Source organism: Sphaerimonospora thailandensis (genome assembly GCF_016863115.1).
Classification (GTDB): Bacteria; Actinomycetota; Actinomycetes; order Streptosporangiales; family Streptosporangiaceae; genus Sphaerimonospora; species Sphaerimonospora cavernae.
The window spans coordinates 1-1,315 of record NZ_BOOG01000134.1 but is presented as its reverse complement, the minus strand read 5'-3'; the positions used below and the strand labels follow the sequence as shown (position 1 = coordinate 1,315).

The 1,315-nt window shown below is 63.0% G+C and carries 1 protein-coding gene; it reads right to left on the bottom strand.

Features of this window, described 5'->3' with window-relative positions:
- Nucleotides 1-698 (bottom strand): trypsin-like serine peptidase (locus tag Mth01_RS29290; RefSeq protein ID WP_407695991.1); only part of this gene is annotated, 698 nt, incomplete at its 3' end.
- Nucleotides 699-1,315: the final 617 nt, after the last annotated feature.

The window sequence follows — 1,315 nt, the reverse complement described above, 5'->3', positions numbered from 1 at the left end:
TTGGCCTTCTCAGCCTCGGCGAGGGTCTCGAAGACGTTGTTGTCGATCCACTTCTTCACCTTGGTGGAGCTGGCGCCGGTCACCTGGACACCGTTGTAGACGGTGACGAACGCGTAGTCGCGGTCGCCGTCCTCGTACACCGAGTAGTCGGAGTGGGTGTACGCGGTCTTACCGACGTAGAGGCCCCACGGGGTCTTGCCCTGGTAGTAACCGGGGACGAAGATCCAGTTGTCCAGGGTCTCCTTGTTGCTCTTGGTGTCGTAGACGCAGTGACCCGCGGTCGCCACCAGGTTCTTGTAGTAGCCCTGAACCGAGGTGGCCGAGCACCAGTGCGGCTTGCCGTCGGCGCCGGTGAAGAACACCTTGCCCAGGGTCCGGGGCAGGTTGATGTTCTTCGTCTTCGCGGTGGCGGCCTTCTTGTCGCCGCTCGACCCGACGGTGCCGGGCTTGTCGCTGGCGGAGACCGGCGAGGTGGACTTGACGCCACGGGCGTTGATCTCGGTCTCCACCGCGTACGGCGTCGCGTTGACCAGGTTGGCCTTGGCCTCGCCGATCCAGTACTGCACGACCTGCTTGGCCGCGAAGTTGGTGTTCGCCAGGTTGACTGCCGGGACCGAGTCGGCGTGCGCGGGGGCCGAGATGGCGGCAGTGGCCAGCATGCCGGCCACGGCACCGCCGAGAGCGAGGGTGCGCTTCATTGCTTTCTCCCTTGGTCTGTCGTGAGGCGACACATGCGCCCCATCCGTCAGTGAAGGATCGATGAGAAAGCTATAGGAGGATTTGACCGAATGTCAGGCCACCTTGGAGTGCGCATGGGCTGTGGCGGCCCAAGGCACCTCTGTGCTTTACCTGACCTTTACCTATGTTTGGGCTGATGGTGGGCCTACGTAAATGATCTCCATTGCCGAGTGCGATCAGCCGGTTACCGAAACTTTGTGAGGTAAATCACACCGCCGGAGGGAAACCAGAAGGCCTCTCGATCACGTCCAAGTCGGCCCGGCCGATGTGGCCGACGACCGCGGGTCGCATCCGAACAACGCGGTTGGGGGAGGGTGAATGAGCGCCCGTGCCGTACGCGCTACGGCGGTTAGGACGCGTGCACGAAGTGGACAGAACGTGGGCACAAAAGGAAAAAGGACCCGGCTGGGTGCCGGGTCCTTTCCTTACTTCATGGGATCGCCCAAGGGTTAGACGATCTTGCCGGACCAGCTCTTCTCGGCGGCCTTGTAGACGGCCAGGGTCTCACCGTCGAAGCGCGGCGAGACGCTGGTGTCGATGCGGCTGTTGCCGTCGGTGTCGGACACACCGCTGGTAA